This window comes from Enterovibrio sp. FF113, assembly GCF_041439165.1.
GTDB classification, from domain to species: domain Bacteria; phylum Pseudomonadota; class Gammaproteobacteria; order Enterobacterales; family Vibrionaceae; genus Enterovibrio; species Enterovibrio norvegicus_A.
Map to the genome: position 1 here is coordinate 112,719 of NZ_JBGONO010000006.1, position 15,856 is coordinate 128,574.

The 15,856-nt window shown below is 48.2% G+C and carries 18 protein-coding genes; all 18 read right to left on the reverse strand.

Annotation, left to right across the window (positions count from 1 at the left end; genetic code table 11):
* Positions 1–73: 73 nt before the first annotated feature.
* The 18 genes from bamB to trmJ all read right to left on the reverse strand — a co-directional run bounded on the left by bamB (position 74) and on the right by trmJ (position 15,789).
* Entirely contained in the window at positions 74–1,234 is a 1,161-nt protein-coding gene (gene bamB / locus ACED36_RS06505) for an outer membrane protein assembly factor BamB (protein WP_371732959.1), read from the reverse strand.
* Between the two features lie 9 nt (positions 1,235–1,243).
* Complete coding sequence (locus tag ACED36_RS06510; protein ID WP_017005869.1) at positions 1,244–1,849, reverse strand: tetratricopeptide repeat protein; 606 nt, start codon at positions 1,847–1,849, stop codon at positions 1,244–1,246.
* Positions 1,850–1,862: 13 nt separating this feature from the next.
* Entirely contained in the window at positions 1,863–3,131 is a 1,269-nt protein-coding gene (hisS, locus tag ACED36_RS06515; protein ID WP_017004665.1) for a histidine--tRNA ligase, read from the reverse strand.
* A 53-nt stretch (positions 3,132–3,184) separates the two neighbouring features.
* Positions 3,185–4,303: a flavodoxin-dependent (E)-4-hydroxy-3-methylbut-2-enyl-diphosphate synthase gene (ispG, locus tag ACED36_RS06520; RefSeq protein WP_016960896.1), complete on the reverse strand. Its 1,119-nt coding sequence runs from the start codon at positions 4,301–4,303 to the stop codon at positions 3,185–3,187.
* Positions 4,304–4,318: 15 nt separating this feature from the next.
* Positions 4,319–5,293 carry a cytoskeleton protein RodZ gene (gene rodZ / locus ACED36_RS06525; RefSeq protein WP_371732960.1) on the reverse strand — a complete coding sequence of 325 codons (975 nt, stop codon included), beginning with the start codon at positions 5,291–5,293 and terminating at the stop codon, positions 4,319–4,321.
* Complete coding sequence (gene pilW, locus ACED36_RS06530) at positions 5,283–6,038, reverse strand: type IV pilus biogenesis/stability protein PilW (protein WP_016960894.1); 756 nt, start codon at positions 6,036–6,038, stop codon at positions 5,283–5,285. The genes rodZ and pilW overlap by 11 nt, the downstream gene beginning before the upstream one ends.
* Before the next feature lie 25 nt (positions 6,039–6,063).
* Positions 6,064–7,185: a bifunctional tRNA (adenosine(37)-C2)-methyltransferase TrmG/ribosomal RNA large subunit methyltransferase RlmN gene (locus ACED36_RS06535; protein WP_016960893.1), complete on the reverse strand. Its 1,122-nt coding sequence runs from the start codon at positions 7,183–7,185 to the stop codon at positions 6,064–6,066.
* A 178-nt stretch (positions 7,186–7,363) separates the two neighbouring features.
* The gene (ndk, locus tag ACED36_RS06540) at positions 7,364–7,795 is read right to left on the reverse strand and encodes a nucleoside-diphosphate kinase (protein WP_016960892.1); all 432 of its coding nucleotides are present in this window, start codon (positions 7,793–7,795) and stop codon (positions 7,364–7,366) included.
* Positions 7,796–7,949: 154 nt separating this feature from the next.
* A complete protein-coding gene (gene pepB / locus ACED36_RS06545) occupies positions 7,950–9,251 on the reverse strand; it encodes an aminopeptidase PepB (protein ID WP_016960891.1) in 1,302 nt (433 codons plus the stop codon).
* A 190-nt stretch (positions 9,252–9,441) separates the two neighbouring features.
* The gene (gene iscX / locus ACED36_RS06550) at positions 9,442–9,642 is read right to left on the reverse strand and encodes a Fe-S cluster assembly protein IscX (protein WP_016960890.1); all 201 of its coding nucleotides are present in this window, start codon (positions 9,640–9,642) and stop codon (positions 9,442–9,444) included.
* A gap of 22 nt (positions 9,643–9,664) precedes the next feature.
* Positions 9,665–10,003, reverse strand: a complete 339-nt coding sequence (gene fdx / locus ACED36_RS06555) for an ISC system 2Fe-2S type ferredoxin (RefSeq protein WP_016960889.1) — start codon at positions 10,001–10,003, stop codon at positions 9,665–9,667.
* Positions 10,004–10,005: 2 nt separating this feature from the next.
* The gene (gene hscA, locus ACED36_RS06560) at positions 10,006–11,853 is read right to left on the reverse strand and encodes a Fe-S protein assembly chaperone HscA (RefSeq protein ID WP_371732961.1); all 1,848 of its coding nucleotides are present in this window, start codon (positions 11,851–11,853) and stop codon (positions 10,006–10,008) included.
* Between the two features lie 38 nt (positions 11,854–11,891).
* Positions 11,892–12,407 carry a co-chaperone HscB gene (gene hscB / locus ACED36_RS06565; RefSeq protein ID WP_016960887.1) on the reverse strand — a complete coding sequence of 172 codons (516 nt, stop codon included), beginning with the start codon at positions 12,405–12,407 and terminating at the stop codon, positions 11,892–11,894.
* Between the two features lie 13 nt (positions 12,408–12,420).
* Positions 12,421–12,744 carry an iron-sulfur cluster assembly protein IscA gene (gene iscA, locus ACED36_RS06570; RefSeq protein ID WP_017004663.1) on the reverse strand — a complete coding sequence of 108 codons (324 nt, stop codon included), beginning with the start codon at positions 12,742–12,744 and terminating at the stop codon, positions 12,421–12,423.
* Positions 12,745–12,768: 24 nt separating this feature from the next.
* The gene (gene iscU / locus ACED36_RS06575) at positions 12,769–13,152 is read right to left on the reverse strand and encodes a Fe-S cluster assembly scaffold IscU (protein ID WP_016960885.1); all 384 of its coding nucleotides are present in this window, start codon (positions 13,150–13,152) and stop codon (positions 12,769–12,771) included.
* A 28-nt stretch (positions 13,153–13,180) separates the two neighbouring features.
* Entirely contained in the window at positions 13,181–14,395 is a 1,215-nt protein-coding gene (locus tag ACED36_RS06580; protein WP_371732962.1) for an IscS subfamily cysteine desulfurase, read from the reverse strand.
* A gap of 30 nt (positions 14,396–14,425) precedes the next feature.
* Positions 14,426–14,947 carry a Fe-S cluster assembly transcriptional regulator IscR gene (gene iscR, locus ACED36_RS06585; RefSeq protein WP_016960883.1) on the reverse strand — a complete coding sequence of 174 codons (522 nt, stop codon included), beginning with the start codon at positions 14,945–14,947 and terminating at the stop codon, positions 14,426–14,428.
* Positions 14,948–15,057: 110 nt separating this feature from the next.
* On the reverse strand, positions 15,058–15,789 hold the full coding sequence (trmJ, locus tag ACED36_RS06590; protein ID WP_016960882.1) for a tRNA (cytosine(32)/uridine(32)-2'-O)-methyltransferase TrmJ: 732 nt from the start codon (positions 15,787–15,789) through the stop codon (positions 15,058–15,060).
* Positions 15,790–15,856 lie beyond the last annotated feature (67 nt).

Below are 15,856 nucleotides of genomic sequence, written 5' to 3' on the forward strand. Positions count from 1 at the left end.
TCTCATATTCATTAATAACAGCGGCTCCTGAACCTTAGGGTCCAGGAGCCGAATAATTTATAAACGCTTGATGTTACTGCGTTTGCTTTTTACTAATACGACCATCGCGCGTGATAACAATATACGCGTCATCCGCTTTTATTGGCGCTACCGCAATGCCGCTGTCATCCAGTTGTTGTTGAGCAACAAATTCACCCGTTGTTGGGTCAAGCCAATGCAGATAACCTTCCGCATCTCCCACCACAACATAACCAGAAATGGCGACTGGAGCTGTTAGCTGGCGATATTCAAGATCGCGATTTTGCCAAAGCTCTGTACCACTGCGTGCATCAACGGCGACAACATGGTCTTTATCGGTGACAAGGAACAAATAGCTGCCCACCACCAAGAAATCCGTTGTTGAACTGTAGGTGCGCTTCCATGCTGGTCTTCCTGAACGCAAATCGATTGCCACTAGCTGACCATTGTAACCAACGGCGTAAAGTAGCGAACCTGAAATCACCGGCGTCGCATCAACATCGACCAAACGATCGATTTCTGTTGCACCTTTAGGGCTTGCCACAGTTTGCTGCCAAATGATGTTACCGTTTTCGATGAAAGCGGCACCTAAGCGACCATTTGCCATTCCCCAGAACACACCACCAGAGATAGCAACCGGTGAGCTATCACCACGTAACGTCAGATTGGGAACATCGGTAGAAATACGCCAGCGCTCTTCACCGGATTCAGCATCAAAGGCTGCCAATTCACCGCGACTCGTATTTACCACAATCAGGCTTTCGTCCGCTAGTGGTTTCGACAAGATTTCACCACCCGCGTTAATACGCCAAACCAGATCTCCGGTTTCTTCATCCAGTGCAATCAGTTCACCTGTTTCGGTGCCCAGATACAACTTACTGTACGATGCCGTAATACCACCGGAGATTAACGCAGGCTTTTCTGCACTTAAGTTAACCGCCCACAGCGTTTTTCCTGTTTCACCGTCAATGGCTTTTACTTCACCACCACGATCCGCTGCATACACTTTGCCATATTCGTAAGCTGGGGTGAGGTTACTATAATAGCGCCCAACACCATCACCGACGTTAGATGACCAAAATGACTCGGGCGTAAAGGTATTCTCAACCACAGGCACAGGTGCCATGACAATCGAATCTTCTTCACCGGCACAACCAATAAGCAGTGTTCCAAGCAAGGCTACTGCACTAACACGTTTCCATCCCTTGCGCATCATACTCAAACCTTACTGAGGCAGGTTGTCCAGTTTCATTTGAACAACAGGATTAGACGCGGCGGCAATGGATGCTGCGTACGCTGAACGCGCCGCATTAGTATCGCCTTTACGCAATTCAATATCACCACGAAGCTCTTCAACCTGTGGTTTCCAGCTGTCGCCAGTCACACCATCTAGCTCTTTTAACGCAGCATCAAAGTTACCTTGCTGTGCTTCAATACGTGCTAGACGCACAGTTGCCGTTGCTTTCAAGGCATCATCTTTTGCGGTTTTAACCGAACGTAGTTGCTCCGCCGCTTTAGCCAAATCGCCAGCTTCCACAAAGGACTTCGCCAATTGCAGCTCCACTAACGCCGTGTAAGCACCGTCATGAGACTGAAGAAATGCTGTTGCTTTCTCTTGGGCTTCAGCATCACCCGCGGCCAACGCACCGACCACTTGCATGTAAGCTTCTGATGCCTGTTCACGGCTCGTTTCTTGCTCTGACTGGTAATAGCGCCATCCATAAAGACCGCCCAAACCAATCACTGCGCCGAGGAGAATGGCTTTGCCATTTTCCCGCCACCACGACTTAATTGCTTCGACTTGCTGTTCTTCTGTGGTGTAGACGTCCACGATTTGTCCTCTCTTAAACTAGTTGAGCCAGTTTTTCGGCTACATCATCCTGAGTAATGGTCAGCTGCTCGCCACCTTTAAGATCTTTATAAGTCACGACTTTGTTTGCCACTTCATCTTCACCGAGTACCAGTGCGACCGATGCGCCCACTTTATCCGCACGTTTAAATTGCTTCTTAAAGTTGCCACCACCGAAGTGAGTCATAACACGAAGACCCGGTACGCGTTCACGTAGGAGCTCCGCCAATTGCATACCTGCAGCTAATGTACCTTCACCCGCAGTGACCATGTAAACATCAACAGCAGGTCGGGTTTCATGTAGCTCCAGTGTTTCCATCAGTAGTACCAGACGCTCGACACCCATAGCAAAACCAACGGCTGGCGTTGCTTTACCACCCAGCTGTTCCACTAAGCCATCATAACGACCGCCACCACACACGGTACCCTGAGAGCCTAAGCTTTCAGTGATCCACTCGAAAACGGTACGGTTGTAGTAATCAAGACCGCGAACCAATTTCTCGTTAACTGTGTATTGGATGCCTGCAGCGTCCAACAGTTCACACAGACCTGCAAAATGTTGTTTTGATTCATCATCTAGGTACGCAGATAGCTTAGGTGCATCCGTCAGTACCGCTTGAATTTCTGGATTTTTAGAATCGAGAACACGCAATGGATTGGTGTGCATACGACGTTTGCAATCTTCATCCAAAACCGCCTCATGTTGCATCAAGAAGTCGACCAGCGCTTCACGGTAATCTGCACGCGCTTCTGGCGAGCCAATGGAGTTAAGCTCTAAACGAACATGCTCATGAATACCCAACTCACGCCACAGGCGGGCTGTCATCATGATCAACTCTGCGTCAACATCAGGGCCATTCAGGCCAAAGACTTCAACACCAAACTGGTGGAACTGACGGTAACGACCTTTCTGAGGACGCTCATGACGGAACATTGGACCCATGTACCACAGGCGTTGTTCTTGGTTATACAGCAGACCATTTTCAATACCCGCACGGACACAGCTTGCGGTTCCTTCTGGACGCAAGGTTAGGCTGTCGCCATTGCGATCCTCAAAGGTATACATCTCTTTTTCAACCACATCGGTGACTTCACCGATAGCGCGACAAAACAGATGGGTCATTTCGACGATCGGCATACGCACTTCGCTGTAGCCGTACGCGCTGATCACGTCTTTAACTGTACCCTCAACTTTTTGCCAAAGTGGGGTTTGTGTTGGGAGGCAATCGTTCATGCCTCGAATCGCTTGAATTGTTTTCGCCACGTTTACTCTCGAAACCGATCTTTTATATTCTGTCTTGAAGCAAGCAGCTTGGCTTACTCCTGCGTGTTTACGTCAATGCGGTTGTTCTCATCCAGCATTGAAGCTTTAGCCCGGATCTTCGCTTCCAGCTCATCGATCAGGTTGTCATTATCAAAACGTTCTTTCTGGCGAATCCCGTCGTCATAGTAAGCACTGCGCTTATTGCTTCCGGCCACACCAATATGAGAGACCTCAGCTTCGCCGGGACCGTTAACCACACAACCTATAATGGACACGTCCATCGGTATCACAACATCTTCCAGACGCTGCTCTAGCGCGTTAACGGTGCCAATCACATCAAACTCCTGGCGGGAGCATGTTGGACAAGCAATAAAGTTAACACCGCGCGAACGAATGCGCAGCGATTTCAATATATCAAAGCCAACTTTAATTTCTTCAATTGGATCCGCCGCAAGCGAGATACGCAGAGTATCACCGATACCTTCGCTCAGCAGCATACCTAAACCAACCGCCGATTTCACGGCACCCGCGCGGGCGCCACCAGCTTCTGTAATACCCAGATGTAATGGCTGATCAATGCGTCTAGCCAATTGACGATAAGATTCTACTGCCAAGAAGACATCAGACGCTTTCACGCTCACTTTAAACTGGTCAAAGTTAAGGCGATCTAAAATATCAACATGGCGCATTGCCGATTCCACCAAAGCTTCTGGGGTTGGCTCGCCATATTTTTCTTGAATTTCACGTTCCAACGATCCGCCATTAACACCAATGCGGATTGGAATGTTTTTGTCACGAGCCGCATCAACCACAGATCGAATACGTTGCTCATTACCAATGTTACCTGGGTTGATACGAAGACAATCCACGCCATACTCGGCAACGCGCAAAGCAATGCGGTAATCGAAGTGGATATCAGCAACCAACGCCATGTTGGTTTGCTCGCGGATCAGTTTGAATGCTTCCGCCGCTTCCATGGTCGGTACTGAAACACGAACAATATCTGCACCCACTTTTTCCAGTGCATTAATTTGAGCGACAGTCGCTGCAACGTCTGTGGTTCGAGTATTCGTCATTGACTGAACGGCAATTGGTGCGCCATCGCCGATTGGCACGTTGCCCACATAAATACGCGTTGACGGGCGACGCTTAATAGGAGATTCGGTATGCATTAGGTGTACTCTGAATTACTTCGGAAGGCTCAAACGGGCTACCCGTCCAGAAGGGTAACTACTTAAATCAACTTTGTCGCCATTGTAGACAAGGTTTACAGCAGCGGGTGCGCCAAGCACTACTTTAAACGGCGCTTGACCAGACAGATCTACGTTCTCGCCCGCAGACTTAATTCCGGTCAACAAACGCTTACCACTGGCATCTCGAATGTCTACCCAGCAATCCCCCTTAAACGACAAAGAAAGCGTAGGCGGTTGATTAGCGGCTTCATTGCTGCTCGTCACGGCATTCGATGCGGTGGTCACAGGAGATGGTGTGTTGACCTCAGGGCTTGTTTCAACCTTTGGTTGAACATCAGCAGGAGCCGATGCCGTGATGCTATCTGTTTCGACAACCTCATCTTTTACGGCCATTTCAGGCACGACAACACCAGCGGCACTCACTTCGGCCTCTGGTTCCACAGGCGAGATCAGGGTTGTCTCTGTTTCTGATATTTGTTCATTGTTATCGGCGCTACTCTCCGATTGAGTAAACGCGACAAAATCATCAGACAACGACATCAAGGGATCATTTTGTTGGTTCTGCCACCACCAAAATGTAGTGATGCCAACAACAACGGCCAAAATCACCCAAGTTAAACTCATGACGCGGCTGTCATGCTTATCAAGGCGCGTTTTACGAGAAAAACTCTGCATTTTCTGCGAAGATTCTTCCGATTGTGGCGTTGCTTGATAGCCGCGAAGCAGATCATCTGCGTTCAAGCCAAGGAGTTTGGCATAAGAGCGAATATAGCCACGAGTAAACGTAGCTATTTGTTTGTTATCACAACAATTTTCTTCCAAGTCTCGAATAACGGAAACACGAAGTCTTAGACGATCTGCGACGTCTTGTTCGGAAAGACCTAACGCCTCACGGGCTTGTTTTAGTATCTTCCCCGGTTGAGTAAACTCAACCTCTAACACTTGCTCTTCGTTTTGTTCAGTATTCATTCGCTAAGTACTGTCTATATTCGTTAGATTCAGGATATTGTCTGGCCAACAAATTGGCATATCTTGCCACTTCGCTAGGGCGTTCAGCTTTATGCTCCAGCTCAATGAGTGTGTAGAGAGAGCCCGCTCGATAGCCGTACCGCTTATGAAATTTGAATAAGCGCAAACGTGCATCGTTGAACTGGTTATCTTTGACTTCCAGTCGCGCAAGCTGTACCGAAGATAAAGGTCGATTCGGTTCGTGATCGACAGCCTTGGCAAACCACAGCTTGGCATCCTCTGTTTTACCGGCTTTCAATGCGCAGAGTGCCGCATTTTCAAAGCTTCCAGACAACTTGTAATAGTAAGGCTGTGCAATGGCCTTCGCAAATGCCTTTTGCGCTTCATCATAACGTTCTTGGCGACATAAAAAGACGCCATAGTTATTCTGAACGTCCCCGTTTTTTGGAGAGTAGCGAAGGGCCGTGATGTACTGTTCTTCTGCCTGTTCGAACTCTTCTACTTGCTGCAAATAGTGAGCAAAGGAGATCAAAGAACGGTAATACCTAGGGGCAAACTGCACTGCCATTTCGAGGTTTTCCCTCGCCCGCTCCCACTGGCCTGCATTCAAATAAGCAATACCCAATGCGATTCGGGATTCAGCAGCATCAATACTATCAAACTTAACGTTACTTTGCTTATCCGTTACTGTGACACAGCCTGCTAATAATCCCATCAATAACAGTGTACTAAGCGTCCTTGCCATCATCCCATCCTATCAGTCTATGCGATCAGACTGATTTTACTGGGATTTGCTCCTCAACATTCAGTCTGCTCTGCGTACGTTTGGTGCGGTCAATAACATCACCAACAAGCTGACCACATGCTGCATCTATATCATCGCCTCGAGTTTTGCGCACGGTGACCGTGTAATTGTATTCCATCAATGTTTTCATGAAACGGTCAATGCGAGAGTTACTTGGCTTCTTGTATGGTGACCCAGGATAAGGGTTAAAAGGAATCAAGTTTATCTTTGCAGGGGTATCTTTTAACAGCTCTGCGAGTTGACGCGCATGGTCCATATCATCATTAACATGATCCAGAAGCACATATTCAACAGTCACTCGACCACGGTTCGCATTTGACGATGCGATGTAACGACGAACTGATTCCAAAAACGTCGCAATGTTATAACGATCGTTGATCGGCATAATCTGGCTACGCAACTCATCATTAGGTGCATGCAATGAAATGGCCAATGCCACATCAATTTTGTCTGTCATCTGATCCAAACCAGAAACCACACCCGATGTGGATACGGTGACACGACGCTTAGAAAGGCCGAACCCCAGATCATCGAGCATCAGATTAAGTGACGGGATCAGGTTTTTCATGTTAAGCAGTGGTTCGCCCATGCCCATCATTACGATATTGGTGATAGGACGACGACCTGTGTCCTTCTCGATACCAATCTCTTTCGCTGCACGCCATACCTGACCGATAATTTCAGACACTTTCAGGTTACGGTTGAAGCCTTGTTGAGCGGTCGAGCAGAATTTGCAGTCAAGCGCACAGCCTACTTGTGAAGAAACACATAACGTTGCGCGGTCTTCATCCGGGATATAAACGGTCTCTACGTCTTGGTTGCCGACACGCATTACCCATTTGATGGTGCCATCGCTTGAATGCTTTGCAAGCGTAACTTCTGGCGCGCGGATTTCGCATTTCGCTTTTAGTTTTTCACGAAGCTTTTTATTGATGTTGTTCATCTGATCGAAATCATCAACACCAAAATGGTACATCCACTTCATGATCTGATCAGCACGAAACGCCTTTTCGCCTAACTCGTCAGCGAAAAACGCTCGCATTGCTTGCCGATCAAAATCCAGTAGATTGATTTTTTCCGTTGTCATCAGATTGCCTCGTGAAACAGGTTATATACGGGTTGATAAGGGGCTTACAGCCTTAAATCAAGGCGCGAAATTGTACAGTCTTTGTGATCTGGATTCCACCTGTTACTTGTAGGCTTATTATATGCCAAAAATAAAAAAGGGAGCGCAAGCTCCCTTTTTCCTGTTCCTTCACAGTAGATTACGCTTTGCGAGGGCAAATCTCATCACTGGCGAAAAAATAGGCTATCTCACGTTCCGCAGAAGCTGGGGCGTCAGAACCGTGTACCGAGTTAAAACGCATGCTAACGGCATAATCTGCACGTAGTGTGCCGCATGCTGCTTCTTCAGGGTTGGTTTTGCCCATCAACTCTCGGTAATTTGCGATTGCATTTTCGCCTTCTAGAACCTGCACCATCACAGGGCCAGACGTCATAAATTCGACCAGATCATCAAAGAAAGGTTTGCCTTCATGCTCTGCGTAAAAGCCTTGCGCTTTTTCTTTGTTCAGGTGAAGCATTTTGGCTGCGACAACTCGCAGTCCAGCGGCTTCAATACGCTGATAGATAGCGCCAATCAGATTGCGTTCAACGGCGTCGGGCTTCACGATTGAAAAAGTGCGCTCAATAGTCATTCTATCTTCCTTATTATATTTTCAGACAGCAGGTAGAAAACGAGCTATCTGCTTGTAATGTCAAAGGTAGCCTACCAGAGCACAATGTCAGACCCTAGACTGACATTGCGGAACCGTTAACTGTGTTGATAATTCAAGGGAACTTTTGTTTGAATTATCGTGACGATTCATCCATCAAAATACGGGACAAAGACTTCACGCCCATGCCTGTTGCGCCTACGGCCCACTTATCGCTAGCGCCTTTCCGGTACGTACCTGAACAATCCAAGTGAATCCAACCGTTTTTGTAATCATCCACGAAATAGGACAAGAACGCCGCTGCGGTACTGGCACCCGGTGAGTATTGCCCTGCTCCTACGTTAGCGAGGTCTGCAAAACTTGACGGCAACATGTTGCGATGAAAATCTGCCACTGGCAGTTGCCACATGCCTTCGTTTTCCGCATCCGCCGCTGATAAGCAGCGTTGTGCCAATGATTGGTCAAAGCTGAACAGTGCGTGGTAGTCATTCCCCAGCGCCATTTTCGCCGAGCCGGTCAGTGTTGCACAATCAATCGTGAGGGCGGGTTTGAATTGGTTGGCATACAATAGGCCATCAGCCAGCACCAAACGCCCTTCAGCGTCAGAGTTGAGCACTTCAACCGTCACACCGTTTTTGTAGGTAATGATGTCACCTAGTTTATAGGCGTTACTCGAAATCATGTTCTCAGCGCAGCAAAGGATCAGCTTCACACGCTTGTTCAGGCCTTGAGCGATAGCCAAACCCAACCCCCCCGTGGCCATCGCCGCCCCGCCCATGTCTGCTTTCATTGCATCCATGAAGCTAGATTGCTTGATGCTGTACCCCCCCGAATCAAAGGTAATGCCTTTGCCGATAATACAGGCAAACACTTCCGCGTTTTCATCACCCGTTGGGTTGTAATCCAGTTGCAGCATAGCAGGCTTGCGGGCAGAGCCACGGCCTACCGTATGAACACCGACCCAACCATGCTCAAGCAAATCTGCGCCAGACACTATTTTGTAGCTAACATTCTCAGGGCTCGGCGCTTGTGATTTGATGAATTCCCCAGCACGCACAGCCAGTTGCTGTGGCCCCACTTCTTCTGCCGTCTCGTTGATAACCTGACACACCCAATCAATCGCAGTGATACGGTCATTCAAGGCTTTCAGTGATTTTTGTTCGAGCGCTGGCGGCTCAAACTCAAAACCTGATTTCGGGCCACGAAGTCCCTGATAGAAAGCCCACGCGGTTTCAAGATCCCAGTTATCACCCATCAGGCTGACTTTGCGAATGCCTTGTGACTCGAGCTTGCGCGCGGCTTGTTGTACAGGAGAAAGGGTATCTTCCCCAGTAGCGTGAACGGTGGCGCCATCTTGGCCAAAAGAAACAACGGCATTGGCGCCCCAAACATCTGCAGCAGATTCATGGGATAGCGCGATACGCATTTTGTCGGTCATGCTGAACTCCTTTTTCAACTCGCGTTGCCAATCTCGGGCAAGGCGTTTCTATTTTTTTGACTGATTATATTTTTTATTTTACGCCACTTGTATGACGTTTTTATCAGATAAAACAAAGCGGGCATTAGCCCGCTTCAATATGATCAATGTGCCTGCATTAAACGACTAACACAAGGGCTATACCCAAAGATTAATCCATTTCGTCCATCCAGCACAGGATGATCGCCTCCAATATTTTCTCATTGGAGTGATTAGGGTCATCAGAGAAGTCTTCCAGCTCCATCACCCAACGGTGCAGATCAGTAAAACGCACTGCTTTAGGGTCAGTTTCCGGAAATTTTTCTACAAGCTCAATCGCGATGTCGCGAGAGTCAATCCATTTTAAGCTCATTGTTCTGCTCCCTAGGGTTGAATTAGTGGTGCTCTGACGCGTGATTTAAGGTGTAGCGAGGTACTTCTACCACTAAATCTTTATCAGCCACTTTAGCCTGACAACCCAAACGTGATTCAGGCTCAAGACCCCATGCTTTATCAAGCATATCGTCTTCCAGCTCCTCACTTTCATTCAGAGAGTCAAAACCTTCACGAATGATCACATGACACGTAGTACATGCACACGATTTCTCACAAGCATGTTCAATCGCGATACCGTTACGCAGCGCTACATCCAGCACTGTCTCTCCAGTTTTCGCTTCCAACACCGCCCCTTCCGGACAGAGATCCTGGTGTGGCAGAACAACAATCTTTGGCATGTTTAAACCTCATCAATGGAATGGCCAGCCAGTGCTTCGCGGATGGATTTATCCATACGACGCGATGCAAATTCCTGACTCGCTTTGTCTGTATCTTTAATACCTTGCTCAATGGCTGCGGCATCGTCGCCGTTACGCAGCGCAATCAGTGCTTCAATCGCTTGCACCAAGGCTTTCTGTTCTATGTCTGTCAGCAATACTTGCGCATCAGCTTGAATGGCAACCAGCAGACCCTCGATCACGCGATCAGCTTCAACCCGCTGTTCGGCAAGGTAGCGAGCATCTTTGTCATCTTGCGCGTGAGTAAACGATGATTTGATCATGTTAACCACTTCATCATCACTCAAACCATAAGATGGCTTAACCTGAATCGATGACTGCACTTGCGTGCTTTTCTCCATCGCTGTGACAGAAAGCAAACCATCAGCATCCACTTGGTACGTCACGCGAACATGCGCAGCACCCGCGGTCATTGGCGGAATACCTTTCAAGGTAAAATTGGCGAGTGAGCGGCAATCATCGACCATCTCACGCTCGCCCTGTACCACATGCACTTTCATGCCAGTTTGACCGTCTTTAAACGTGGTGAACTCTTGAGCGCGCGCAACAGGAATGGTGGTATTGCGTGGAATGATTTTTTCCACCAAACCGCCCATGGTTTCAATGCCTAACGACAGAGGGATAACATCCAGCAGCAACATTTCGCCATCCGGCTTGTTGCCCACCAAAATATCAGCCTGAGTCGCTGCACCCAGCGCAACCACTTTGTCGGGATCAATACTGGTTAGTGGTGTGCGGTTAAAAAATTCACCCACTTGTTCGCGAACCAAAGGAACACGCGTTGAACCGCCGACCATCACCACTTCGAGTACTTCATCAGTACTGACACCAGCGTCTTTTAACGCACGGCGACAAGAAAGTAAGGTTTTCTTAACCAATGCGCCAATTAAATCATCAAACTGCGCACGAGTCAGTGAGCCTTTCCAACCCAGCACATCAATGTCAGTGCTGGCGTTGTCACTCAATGCCACTTTTGTAGCCGTCGCCACATTGTGTAGTCGACGACGATCATCGCCAGACAATTCGGCAAAGCCTGCTTGCTCAGCAATCCAATCTGCGACTAAGTGGTCAAAATCATCCCCACCTAACGCTGAATCACCGCCAGTCGCCAACACTTCAAACACGCCTTTAGACAGTCGAAGAATGGAGATATCAAAAGTGCCACCGCCCAAATCATAAACCGCTATCACACCTTCTTGGCCTGAATCTAGACCATAAGCAATCGCTGCAGCCGTGGGTTCATTGAGAAGGCGAAGAACGTTAAGACCTGCCAGTTTGGCAGCATCTTTCGTGCCCGCACGCTGCGCATCATCAAAGTAGGCAGGAACGGTAATCACCACGCCTTCAAGCTCACCACCTAATGACGCTTCCGCTCGTGCATTCACAGCACGCAATATATCGGCAGAAACTTCAATCGGGTTTTTTGCGCCTAAACGGGTATTGATCAGCGGTAAGCCATTTTCTGACGCAGACAGCTGGTAAGGCAGATGCGAATAGCGTGATTGAACGTCAGAGAGTGAGCGTCCCATCATGCGTTTAATAGAAATGATGGTATTGGCGCTGTCTGTTTCAGACATCGCCAGTGCGTCATAACCCACAGTGACGGTGTCGCCATAATGCACCACTGATGGGATCAGTGATCGGCCATCCAGATCATCAAGGGGTGTTGAGGTGCCGCTGCGAACTGATGCCACAAGCGTATTGGTTGTCCCGAGGTCGATACCCACTGCGAGCTTATGCTCATGCGGTGCAGCACTTTGACCAGGTTCTGCAATTTGTAACAGTGCCATGTTGGTTCCTGTAGCCTGATCTGCCACTGCGCCGTGAATTAACCCAGCAGCCGATCTTCGATTCGTTCGATTTCTTGCTTGAGTTTGACTAAGAATTTGAGCTTACGTACCGTCACTGCCGCATCTGGCCAATGCTGAGTATTGAGTTGTTCTATCAGTTCACTCAGCAGCGCTTGATGAAGTGTCGATACCTGCTTCTCAAAGTCAAACAACAATACATCCGGCTCATCACTATCTGCAATCTCTTCGAGCTCTTCACGCAGTTCCATTTGCTGCATTAAAAACTCAGGATCCTGCATTGTCTGCTGTTCGTCGCGCAGTTCTAGCCCATTCAGTGAAAGGAGGTATTCCGCGCGGCGAACGGGGTCGCGTAGCGTCTGATAGGCATCGTTGATTTGCGCCGCTTTCTGAACAGCTAGCAGGCGCTCTTGAGCTGAGGCCGTAGCAAATTTGTCCGGGTGAAAACGTCGTTGGAGTTCGCGATACTGCGAAGAAAGAGAGCTACCATCCAGTTCAAACTCAGATGATAGCCCGAATAGTTCGAAATGATTCATGTCATCTCACGTGTTAAACGTTAAAGCTTTCGCCGCAACCACACTCACTGTTTACGTTAGGGTTGTTGAATTGAAAGCCTTCATTCAAGCCTTCTTTTGCAAAGTCGAGCTCCGTACCTTCAAGATACAACATACTCTTGCTATCAACGATCACTTTCACGCCGTCATACTCAAACACTTGGTCTTCTTCTTGGAGTTCGTCAACGAACTCCAAAACATAAGCCATGCCTGAACAACCAGAGGTACGAACACCTAAACGTAGTCCGATGCCTTTACCTCGGCTTTCAAGAAAAGTGCGGACACGTGATGCCGCTGCGTCTGTCATAGTAATGGCCATAAGTACAACAACCCTTCTTACGTATTAAGCTTCGTGCTTTTTCTTGTAATCGCTAACAGCGGCTTTGATTGCGTCTTCCGCCAGAATTGAGCAGTGAACTTTCACTGGTGGCAATTCCAACTCTTCAGCAATTTCGGCGTTCTTGATAGAAGCCGCTTCGTCCAGAGATTTGCCTTTAACCCATTCTGTTACCAGAGAGCTAGATGCAATCGCAGAACCACAACCGTAAGTCTTGAACTTCGCATCTTCGATGATGCCTTGATCGTTCACTTTGATTTGTAGCTTCATCACATCGCCACACGCGGGGGCGCCAACCATGCCACTACCCACATTTGGGTCGTTTTTATCAAAGCCACCCACGTTACGTGGATTTTCATAGTGATCGATTACTTTTTCGCTGTAAGCCATGATCTATTCCTCAATATCCTTTGACCGATTAGTGATGTGCCCACTCAACGGTGTTTAAATCAATACCTTCTTTGTACATGTCCCAAAGAGGTGACATTTCACGAAGCTTGGTAACCGCTTTCAGTACCTGCTCAATCGCGTAGTCCACTTCTTCTTCCGTGGTAAAACGACCGAATGAGAAACGAATTGAGCTGTGTGCCAATTCATCGTTCAGGCCTAGAGCGCGCAGAACATAAGACGGTTCAAGGCTTGCAGATGTACATGCGGAACCTGAAGAAACAGCCAAATCTTTCAGTGCCATCAGCAGTGACTCACCTTCTACAAAGGCAAAGCTCACATTTAAGTTGGCGGCAACACGCTGTTCCAAATCACCGTTTACGTAAACGGCTTCTAAATCTTTTACGCCATCAAGGAAACGGTTACGCAATGCCAGTGAGTGTGCTTGATCTTTTTCAAGCTCTTCTTTTGCAATACGGAACGCTTCACCCATGCCCACGATTTGGTGGGTCGGTAGCGTACCTGAACGCATACCGCGCTCGTGACCACCACCGTGCATTTGTGCTTCTAGACGAATACGTGGCTTACGGCGTACATACAATGCGCCGATACCTTTAGGGCCATAGGCTTTGTGTGCACTCATCGATACCAAATCAACTTTGATTTCTTGCGTATCGAGTGGCAATTTGCCAACAGATTGCGCGGCATCAACGTGGAAAACCACTTTACGCTCACGACATAATTCGCCGATGGCTGCGATGTCCTGAATGACGCCAATTTCGTTGTTCACATGCATGATAGAAACAAGAATGGTGTCTTCGCGAATCGCGTCAGCCAATTTGTTCAAATCAACAATGCCGTTTGACTCAGGCTCAAGGTACGTGACTTCAAAACCTTCACGCTCTAGTTGACGGCAAGGGTCCAAAACCGCTTTATGCTCGGTTTTGCACGTAATAATGTGCTTACCTTTTTTGCCGTAAAAATGCGCAATACCTTTGATTGCCAAATTGTCTGATTCTGTTGCACCTGACGTGAAGACAATTTCACGTGGGTCAGCATTCAGATAGTTCGCAATGTTTTCACGTGCAGTATCAACCGCTTCTTCCGCTTGCCAACCGAAACGGTGCGAGCGAGATGCTGGGTTACCGAACACGCCATCCAGTGTCAGGTGTTGCATCATTAATTCTGCAACACGCGGATCTACTGGGCATGTTGCTGAATAGTCAAAATAAATTGGCAATTTCATTTGTGTCTCCAAGTACTCCGGCACGACTCATTACGAGCGAAAATTCACACCCATAGTGACTGAGTTTTCACTGCCACTGGAGTTTAAACCGTGTCTAACAATAGTGGTTGACTCACGAGTTGAGTCTTGACGCCCGGCGACCTGCTTGACTTCGTTGTCTTGCATGAGTTCGCCAAGCGTTATGTCATTTAAAAAGCTGCTAATACGCGAGCTTAAATCACGCCAAAGCGTGTGTGTCAGGCAGCGTGTTCCGCCTTGGCAGTCGCCTTTACCTTGACACTTAGTTGCATCTACCGATTCATCCACCGCCGCGATAACCATACCAACTGCGATTTCATTTGCGCTAACACCTAGGCGGTAACCACCACCAGGGCCGCGAACACTAGACACAAGTCCAGCTTTGCGAAGACGCGAGAAAAGCTGCTCAAGATATGACAAAGAGATACCTTGACGCTCAGAAATGTCAGCCAGAGGCACGGGCCCCATTTCGGAGTGCAGCGCGACATCAAGCATCGCTGTAACGGCATATCTGCCTTTAGAAGTCAGTCTCATAACATCCTACCTGTGAGCGAGTAATGCAATGAGTCTGACATACCCGACTAAAACGGTCAAGTATTTAACCTACCATTTTAGTCAAGCTTTTAGCCCTAACTAAAAAGCGGTTATTCTTGTGTCTTTTTGATTGTTTTTTCAACAGCAGAAAGCACACCACGCAATATATTTAGCTCCTGACTTTCAGGGCGCGCGCGATTAAACAGACGACGCAGTTTAGTCATCACCAAGCCTGGGTGTGATTTATTGATGAAGTCTGTTTTATCTAACACCTGCTCAAGGTGCGCATAGAAACGCTCTAAATCTTCAGCCATTGGATAAGGTTGTTCTTTCACTTCCCCTTGATAGGCTTGGCTGTCTAGCCATGCCATACGCGCTTCGTAACAAAGGGTTTGCACAGCCATCGCAAGGTTTAGCGAGCTGTATTCAGGATTGGCGGGGATCGCCACATGGAAATGACAAGCTTGAAGCTCTTCATTGGTTAATCCAGTGCGTTCTCGACCGAAGACCAAAGCGACGGGATGTTGGCTTGCTTCTTCAATGGCTTTTTTACCGCACTCGCGAGAATCCAACATTGGCCATTCAAGAGTTCGGCTTCGCGCACTTGTGCCGACGACCAAACCACAATCTGCGACGGCTTCTTCAATGGTATTTACAATGCGCGCATTGTTGGCAATATCGCTTGCACCCGCAGCGAGCGCGATAGCTTGACCGTCTACTGTGCAGTCGGGAGCAACGAGCACCATGTTTTTTAGCCCCATCACTTTCATGGCTCGGGCAGCCGAGCCAATGTTGCCAGAGTGGGTGGTGCCAATCAGTACAATTCGAATATTATCTAACATTTAGCGATCACTGAATTACGTCGGGGAATTCAACCCAAACGACCACCAAATGGCGTTTGAGCATTGA

What these genes read in the sequence shown, in the direction of transcription:
- ACED36_RS06535 (WP_016960893.1), bottom strand. Translation starts at nt 7,185, where the DNA reads ATGACAACGGAAAAAATCAATCTACTGGATTTTGATCGGCAAGCAATG.
- iscA (WP_017004663.1), bottom strand. Translation starts at nt 12,744, where the DNA reads ATGGCCATTACTATGACAGACGCAGCGGCATCACGTGTCCGCACTTTT.
- iscR (WP_016960883.1), bottom strand. Translation starts at nt 14,947, where the DNA reads ATGAGACTGACTTCTAAAGGCAGATATGCCGTTACAGCGATGCTTGAT.
- fdx (WP_016960889.1), bottom strand. Translation starts at nt 10,003, where the DNA reads ATGCCAAAGATTGTTGTTCTGCCACACCAGGATCTCTGTCCGGAAGGG.
- ispG (WP_016960896.1), bottom strand. Translation starts at nt 4,303, where the DNA reads ATGCATACCGAATCTCCTATTAAGCGTCGCCCGTCAACGCGTATTTAT.
- pilW (WP_016960894.1), bottom strand. Translation starts at nt 6,038, where the DNA reads ATGGCAAGGACGCTTAGTACACTGTTATTGATGGGATTATTAGCAGGC.
- pepB (WP_016960891.1), bottom strand. Translation starts at nt 9,251, where the DNA reads ATGACCGACAAAATGCGTATCGCGCTATCCCATGAATCTGCTGCAGAT.
- ndk (WP_016960892.1), bottom strand. Translation starts at nt 7,795, where the DNA reads ATGACTATTGAGCGCACTTTTTCAATCGTGAAGCCCGACGCCGTTGAA.
- ACED36_RS06580 (WP_371732962.1), bottom strand. Translation starts at nt 14,395, where the DNA reads ATGAAATTGCCAATTTATTTTGACTATTCAGCAACATGCCCAGTAGAT.
- trmJ (WP_016960882.1), bottom strand. Translation starts at nt 15,789, where the DNA reads ATGTTAGATAATATTCGAATTGTACTGATTGGCACCACCCACTCTGGC.
- hscB (WP_016960887.1), bottom strand. Translation starts at nt 12,407, where the DNA reads ATGAATCATTTCGAACTATTCGGGCTATCATCTGAGTTTGAACTGGAT.
- rodZ (WP_371732960.1), bottom strand. Translation starts at nt 5,293, where the DNA reads ATGAATACTGAACAAAACGAAGAGCAAGTGTTAGAGGTTGAGTTTACT.
- bamB (WP_371732959.1), bottom strand. Translation starts at nt 1,234, where the DNA reads ATGATGCGCAAGGGATGGAAACGTGTTAGTGCAGTAGCCTTGCTTGGA.
- iscX (WP_016960890.1), bottom strand. Translation starts at nt 9,642, where the DNA reads ATGAGCTTAAAATGGATTGACTCTCGCGACATCGCGATTGAGCTTGTA.
- iscU (WP_016960885.1), bottom strand. Translation starts at nt 13,152, where the DNA reads ATGGCTTACAGCGAAAAAGTAATCGATCACTATGAAAATCCACGTAAC.
- hscA (WP_371732961.1), bottom strand. Translation starts at nt 11,853, where the DNA reads ATGGCACTGTTACAAATTGCAGAACCTGGTCAAAGTGCTGCACCGCAT.